Annotated in this window: 5 protein-coding genes; 1 reads left to right on the top strand and 4 read right to left on the bottom strand. The window is 41.2% G+C overall.

The features are described from left to right. Window positions 1-109: 109 nt before the first annotated feature. Window positions 110-2,485, top strand: coding sequence for a Lon protease family protein (locus E5A76_RS08425; protein ID WP_161118639.1), 2,376 nt, complete (start codon window positions 110-112; stop codon window positions 2,483-2,485). Window positions 2,486-2,530: 45 nt separating this feature from the next. Here E5A76_RS08425 and E5A76_RS08430 read toward each other — a convergent pair whose 3' ends face one another. The 4 genes from E5A76_RS08430 to E5A76_RS08445 form a co-directional block, all read right to left on the bottom strand. Then, window positions 2,531-3,574 (bottom strand): FAD-binding oxidoreductase, encoded by a 1,044-nt coding sequence (locus E5A76_RS08430; RefSeq protein WP_392397309.1) that lies wholly within the window; start codon window positions 3,572-3,574, stop codon window positions 2,531-2,533. An 84-nt stretch (window positions 3,575-3,658) separates the two neighbouring features. Further along, complete coding sequence (gene hcp / locus E5A76_RS08435; protein ID WP_161118641.1) at window positions 3,659-5,320, bottom strand: hydroxylamine reductase; 1,662 nt, start codon at window positions 5,318-5,320, stop codon at window positions 3,659-3,661. A gap of 190 nt (window positions 5,321-5,510) precedes the next feature. Continuing rightward, entirely contained in the window at window positions 5,511-7,037 is a 1,527-nt protein-coding gene (gene norR / locus E5A76_RS08440) for a nitric oxide reductase transcriptional regulator NorR (RefSeq protein ID WP_161118642.1), read from the bottom strand. 132 nt (window positions 7,038-7,169) lie between these two features. Further along, window positions 7,170-7,490, bottom strand: coding sequence for a hypothetical protein (locus tag E5A76_RS08445; RefSeq protein WP_053987678.1), 321 nt, complete (start codon window positions 7,488-7,490; stop codon window positions 7,170-7,172). Window positions 7,491-7,738 lie beyond the last annotated feature (248 nt).

The following is a 7,738-nucleotide window of genomic DNA, read 5'->3' on the forward strand; positions in this document are numbered from 1 at the left end:
TAAACATTAAAAAGTGAGACATAAACCGATGTTTGTTGCTTAACTCTCTAAAAATTCAATATTTTATGAGTAGACTGAAAGGAAGACGTCGTAACGAGAGGGATCGATTATGTCAGTTAAACCTCTATCAAGTGACAAGCTGTATCGCGTATCAGCATTGAATGGATTGAGTGATGAGTGTAAGTCAACTAAACATCTTACACCATTAGATGAAATTGTAGGACAAGAGCGAGCGCAACAAGCGGTTGAGTTTGCGATGTCGATTAAAGAAAAAGGCTATAACATTTATGCGATAGGCCGTAATGGTTTGGGTAAACGCACCATGGTGATGCGCTACCTAAATCGTCATGATCCAAATGGTAATGCCAATACGCTTTATGATTGGTGTTATGTCTCTAATTTCGATGATACCCGTTGTCCAAAGGTACTGAAGCTACCAGCAGGGCAAGGTACTGCCTTTAAAAAAGATATCGAACAATTGATGAAGCGTTTGGTTAAAGCGTTTCCAATGGCGTTTGATAACGAACTCTATATTAGCCGTGCTGAAAAACTCAAAACCCAGTTAGCGCAGAAACAAGAAAATGCGTTAATGGCAATGAAAAAAGGTGCGGAAGAGCGTGGTGTTGGTCTGACTATTACCATGGATGGCGATTACCAACTGGTGGCGATGAATGGTGAAGAGCCACATACAGAAGCATCATTTGCTGAACTTTCAGAGCAAGAACAACAAAAATTTGAAGATACTATCAATGAGTTGGAAGTTGAGCTACGTAATATTGTTCGTCAGCTAACAGAATGGGAAGAAAAGTATTCTGATAAGCAACAAAAGCTGGATGAAGATATTGCTAAAGATGTCACTGCACACTGTATTAAAGATCTGAAAACCAAATACAGTAAATTGCCGGAAGTTAAGGCGTATTTGTCGGCGATGTATAACGATATTCTTGAAAATATTGATATTTTCTTGGAAGAAAGCGAAGAGCAAGTGGCGCTTGCTTACGCCTCGTTAGATAAGAAAATGCCTCGTCGTTACCAGATCAATGTGCTTGTACATCAAGACGTTGAGCGTACATTCCCGATCGAAGTGGAAGAGAGTCCGAATTATCACTCTATTTTTGGTTACGTGGAAAACGCGACATTCAAAGGTACGGTATTTACCGATTTCTCACTGATCCGCCCGGGTAGCTTACACCGTGCCAATGGTGGTGTGTTGATGATGGATGCGGTGAAAGTGTTAGAGCGTCCTTATGTATGGGATGGTCTAAAGCGTGCATTGCGTGCTCAGAAGCTGAATTTAAGCTCGCTTGAACGTGAAGTGACGCTATCTGGTACTATCTCTCTTGAACCAGAGCCAATTCCGTTGAACGTTAAATTGATCCTATTTGGTGATTATCAAACTTATCAATTACTACAACACTACGATCCAGAGTTTAAAGAGTTGTTCCGTGTCACGGCAGATTTTGAAGATGATATGCCGCGTACAGACACCTCTGAAGAGCAGTATGCACGCTTTATTGCCAGCATTGTTCATGATGGCGATATGCTGCATTGTGATCGTAAAGCCATTGCGCGGATCATTGAATACAGCTCGCGTCAGGCAGATGATCAAAATAAACTGTCATTGCACTCTGCAGACATTGCTAATTTATTGCGTGAAACCAACTATGTAGCGAAATCGTCCAATGCCACGATGATCCGTAGCAATCACGTTGAGCAAGCATTACAAAATCAAGAGCAGCGTGTTAGCCGTTTAAAAGATCATGTAATGCAGAACTTCGTTACTGGCACCACATTGATTGATGTTGATAAACAAGCGGTAGGGCAAGTGAATGCTCTGTCAGTTATTTCAACATCAGATTATCAATTTGGCGCACCAAGTCGCATTACAGCAACTACGGCTTATGGTACTGGCGAAGTGTTTGATATTGAGCGCAGCGCTGAGCTTGGCGGGAGTATTCACTCAAAAGGGGTGATGATTCTATCGGCTTATTTAGCGTCAGTTTTTGGTAAAACAGCCAAGATCCCACTTACTACGCACCTGACTTTTGAGCAGTCTTACGGTGGCGTTGATGGTGACAGTGCTTCAATGGCAGAGGTATGTGCGATTGTTTCGGCGTTCTCAGGTTTGCCATTGCGTCAGGATATTGCGATCACAGGTTCAATGAACCAATTTGGTGAGGCGCAGCCAATTGGTGGGGTGAATGAGAAGATTGAAGGCTTCTTTGATGTGTGTGCAATCAAAGGCCGCACCGCAACACAAGGGGTGATCATTCCGCAATCTAACGTACATAACCTAATGCTGCGTAAAGATATTGTTGAAGCGGTTGAAAAAGGCGAGTTCCATATATGGGCGATTGACCATGTCTCTCAAGCCATTGAGATCTTTACTGGCAAACCGACGGGTGTGGAAGCTGAGCAAGGTATGTATCCCAATGATACGGTGTTTGGCATTGCACAAATGAAGCTAAACTCACTGCGTCGCTAATCATTTGTCTTAATTTAAAAAAGCTACCTACGGGTAGCTTTTTTATTATCCCAATGAAATTTCACTATCACTGATAATCTGTGAAGAACAGGCAAGAATGTAGCCTTGTTCGATTTCATCTGCTGTGAGTGTCGCTTGGCTGGTGGAGCGAGTGCTATTGGGTGTCGCTTTGCACTTACATGAGCCACAAATGCCACTGCGACAAGCAATGATAAGTGGCACACCTTGCGCTTCTAATACATCAGCAATATTACTACCGGATTCAATGGCTACTGCTGTATTGAAACTTGGTACCGTTAACGTCACTGTTTGCGGTTGCTCTGTATCTCTTTGGGCGTACTGAGTGTCGGCAGTTGGAGTAAAGCTTTCTGCATGGAATTGCGACATATCAAAATCGAGATGGGTCAGATAGTCTTTTACATCTTCCATAAATTGAGTTGGCCCACAGAGATAGACGGTTCTGTCATGCAGATCGGGGACAAGTGTTTCTAACCACGCTTGATCTAAACGTCCTTGAGGATACGACGTTTGCTGCTTGTCTTTTAATAAAAGGCTTAACGAAAAACGCTCATGTTCTCGGTTAAGCTGTTCGAGTTCATTAAAGAAAATCGTGTGTGCTGGTGATCTTGCAATATGAAGGAAATGAACATCACAGTGCGGATTATGATTTAGCCAGGTTGTTGTCATGGAATACACAGGTGTTATGCCGCAACCCGCACTAATACATAAGGCTTTATTGTGCTGAGGTGGATGATCGACACTATTAAATTCACCTGCTGGTGGAAGCACCATGACAGAATCACCGATCTGAAATTGATCGATAAGAAAATTCGATACTCGTCCACCTTCGACTCGCTTAATAGTGAGTTGTAAATCGGTGTCAAAAGGCGTTGAGCTTAACGAGTAAGCACGATATTCCATTTTTCCATCGAAATTTACACCAATATTAACGAATTGGCCGGGTTTAAATTTCGCTAAGTGATTCTCATCGATACAGGCAAGTTTAATACTGATGGTATCTTCGGTTTCATGCCACTTATCACAACAGGTTAGTTTCACTGCTTGATTATTTAGCCATGGCGCCAACAAAGTACTTAACATGGAAGACTCTTTGAGTGGTAGCTCTCCTCTTTCACTTTCTTTTTAGGTGAAAGAGGAGAGACGAGGTGGAAATTAAGCGGCAAGGATCGTTTTTAGATCTGCTTCAACCGTCGTGATCGGACGCATATCAAACTTCTCTTGGATAATTGCTAGTAAGTTATCCGTTAAGAATGCAGGTGCAGTAGGACCTGTGTAGATCCCTTTTACGCCAAGTGCGAACAACGTCAGTAAGATCACAATAGCTTTTTGTTCAAACCAAGATAGTACTAATGTTAGCGGCAGTTCATTGATGTCACAGTCGAACTCTTTTGCCAGTGCCAAAGCCAGTTGAATTGCAGAATAGGCATCGTTACATTGACCTACATCGAGCAGACGAGGAATACCGTTAATGTCGCCAAATTGATTCTTGTTAAAGCGATATTTACCGCAAGCAAGGGTTAAGATCACTGAGTCTTCAGGGGCTTGAGCTGTGAAGTCGGTGTAGTAACTACGCTCAGATTTATCACCATCACAGCCACCAACAAGGAAGAAGTGGCTAATATTGCCTTTCTTCACTTCATCAATCACGGCAGGTGCTGCGCTCATGAGTGCGTTACGACCAAAACCAATCGTGATCATTTGCTCGATTTCATTATGCTGAAAACCCTCTAACGCCAAGGCACATTCAATTACTTGGCTAAAATCATCACCGTCAATGTGTGCCACGCCTGGCCAACCAACGATACTGCGCGTAAAAATACGATCAGCATATTGACCAACGTTTGGGTTCAATAGGCAGTTAGAGGTCATCACAATGGTACCAGGGAAGTTAGCAAACTCTTTTTGCTGGTTTTGCCATGCACTACCAAAGTTACCCACAAGGTGCGGGTATTTCTTCAATTCAGGATAGCTGTGAGCTGGTAGCATTTCACCGTTGGTGTAGACGTTAATGCCTGTGCCTTCGGTTTGTTGTAGGATTTTTTCCAGATCATGTAAATCGTGACCAGAAACAAGAATACATTTTCCTTTTACTGGCTTTACATTAACTTGGGTAGGTTCTGGGTGACCAAAAGTTGTTGTCTCGCCAGTATCGAGCATTTCCATAATGGTGTAGTTCATTAAACCAATGCGCATTGAACAGTCGAGAAGTTCATTGAGTGCTGTTGGATCGGTACCTAGCCACGCCATGATTTGGTGATATTGGGCGTACACGTCATTGTTAGTTTGCGCAAGGACACGCGCATGTTCCAAATAAGCGGCTGCGCCTTTTAAACCATATAAACATAATAAGCGTAAGCCGATAACGTCTTCATCTAACAAGTCATAACCACGATTTACAGCAACTTGTGGTGCGAAAGCTAAAATAGCGTCGGCAGATTGCGGTAATTCAAACAGTGCGACAGCGGGTAGATCGGGTAATGTTTTATCAGATAGGGTGTATGCACTGGTAACTTGTTTTTGTAAACGTGTTTTATAACGTTGTGCTTGCTCGACAAGTTCAATAATACGAGTAGGGTCGAAGTTAACATTGGTTAATGTCGAGAAGAATGCACGTGGTGCCCATTGGTTGATTTCATCATCAATGATATCAACATTAGCCGCTAATTCTGCCCAGTAAGAAACCCCTTGTAGGGCATAAACAAGTACATCTTGAAGATCTGAGACTTCAGCGGTTTTTCCACACATGCCAGCGGCAAATGAGCAGCCTTTTACTTGTGGGGTTTGAATTGTTTGCTCACATTGAATACAAAACATGAAAATCTCCAGTATCTATTTATTCTGTTATTTGTAACGAATCTTCTTCGTTTTTTGATACTAGACTGCACTATGTGTGCCATTTTTAATCCGTTGATATTTAAGGTTTTTATTTGGTGTTGGTTATGTTTGATGTCATTAATACAACAAGTTGTGTTGTATTAATGACATCGAATTCAATTTTAAGAGATTAATGGATCTGAAATTTTTTCCCCATTCGGTACAAATTGCCACGATCCATTTGTAAAAACTGTGCTGCCTTTGACCAGTTTTTATCCATTTTTTCATAGCTATGGTGAATTAACTGCTTTTGATAGCTTTCTACAAGTTCACGCATCGATTGAGATTGTTCAGGAAATAGGTTTGATGTGTTTTTTACATCAACAGAGCTAAATTCATTGTCAAAGTGCGCTAAAGTAATGGTTTGTTGTTCTTCTTGAATAGCACGAAGTGCGGCACGCGTAAGGCTGTGTTCTAACTCTCGAATATTACCGAGCCATGGCTGTTTTTCTAACGATCGTAATGCCTTAGGGTTGATATGAAGGTTGGGCACATTAAATTGCAAGCGGACTTTTTCCAATAGGTAGCCTGCGAGTACTGGAATGTCACTGAGTCGTTGGCGAAGCGGTGGCACGGCGATAGGAAAAACATTAAGACGATGATAAAGATCGGCACGAAAGCTACCGAGTGTGATTTCTTGCTCTAAATTACGGTTAGTAGCTGCGATGATCCGTACATCGACACGGTGATGTTTATCACTACCGACCCGTTGAACATCACCTTGTTGTAGCACACGCAATAACTTTGCTTGTAGTAGTAGAGGCAGCTCACCGATTTCATCTAAAAAGAGTGTGCCACCATCGGCAAGTTCAAACTTACCGGCTCGATGACTATTAGCACCAGTAAATGCTCCTTTGACATGACCGAATAATTCACTTTCTGCTAAGTTTTCAGGCAGAGCTGCACAATTTACATAAATCATCGCTTTATCAGCACGGTGTGATTGTGCGTGAATCGCATGGGCAACCAACTCTTTACCTGTACCGGTTTCACCGCTTATTAATACGGCATAATCAGATTGAGCAACCGTTGATATATTGGTTTTAAGCTGTGCCATTTCAGGGCTAAAGCCCATCATTTCGTTTTGTTGAGATCGTGCTTGTTGGATCAAGGTTTGATTGAGTGATTGCTGTTTTTTGTTTTGCACTTTCAGTGCATTAAATTGTGCGATATTACGAACTGTCGCAGCGGCAAGAGCGGCAAATGTCTCAATGGCGACGGTATCAATATTATCAAAAGCACCAACAGTTAATGAATCTAAGGTCAGCACACCAACTAATTGTTCATCAACATATAAGCTACAGCCTAAGCAGTCATGAACATCAATACTGACTTCTTCATTTAATAACAAACCGTCAAAAGGATCGGGGAGTTCTGAATGGGCATCAAAGCGAACCGGTTTTTTACTTGCCATTATGGTTGCTAAGCGAGGGTGTGCTTTAGGAAAGAAGCGACGACCTAAAACGGCTGCTGATAACCCTTTTACTGCCACAGGTGTGAGAAATCCATGATGATCGAGTACGAACAATGCACTGGCGTCACAGGGAAAGACAGCTTCGACGCCATCGATGAGGGTTTGATAATGCTCATCACTAGCGAGATGAGCACTTAGGTTTAAGGCGATATTGAGAAGAACCTTATCGATATTTACTCGCATTGCGATTACTTATGTTGTCGTGTTTGATGTATTAATAACAACATAAATTGGTGCAATGAGAGTTAATCTAGAACAAAGAAAATAAATTTAATGTATTTTAAATGCATCTTTTGTTTTCATTAAGTTCATTTCTTATTTTGCGTTTGGTTTTTCGCTATAAACGTAACGTTCGCCGTCTTTTTTATAGTAGGTATTATTGATAATGGCGTAAGTTGCGCCAGCTATCACAGCAAAGGTAGCAATTTCAGGCAAATGGTGTTTTTCATACCAAGGCTCATGATGATCATCGTAATGTTCACTATAGTGCTCTTTGTAATATCTATCGCAGTCATGTTTGTGATGATGGCCTTTTTTACAGTGTTTCCAAGGGGGATCACAATGATGTTTAGGACCATGTGCCCATGAAAGTGAAGGTGCTAACAAAGCAATGATAAGAAAACTATATTTAAACACACTATATTCCAATAATCGGGGGAGTTTGGATAAATAGCTTAAAAAGAGAAGCGTTATTTATTGTCAGTGCATTGTTATTTTAAAATCAGATAATAAACTGCATGAAACGTCAAAAAAATAACGATTTTGTACTATTGATGATTTAAAAATGACGCAATATTTGAATAGTCATCAAAAAAAATATATTTGTTTACATGTTGAGCAAAAAAACGCTTATCTTTCTAGGGGGAATTTTTTACAATTAGATT

The sequence above is a fragment of the Photobacterium lucens genome (assembly GCF_009873615.1).
GTDB classification, from domain to species: domain Bacteria; phylum Pseudomonadota; class Gammaproteobacteria; order Enterobacterales; family Vibrionaceae; genus Photobacterium; species Photobacterium lucens.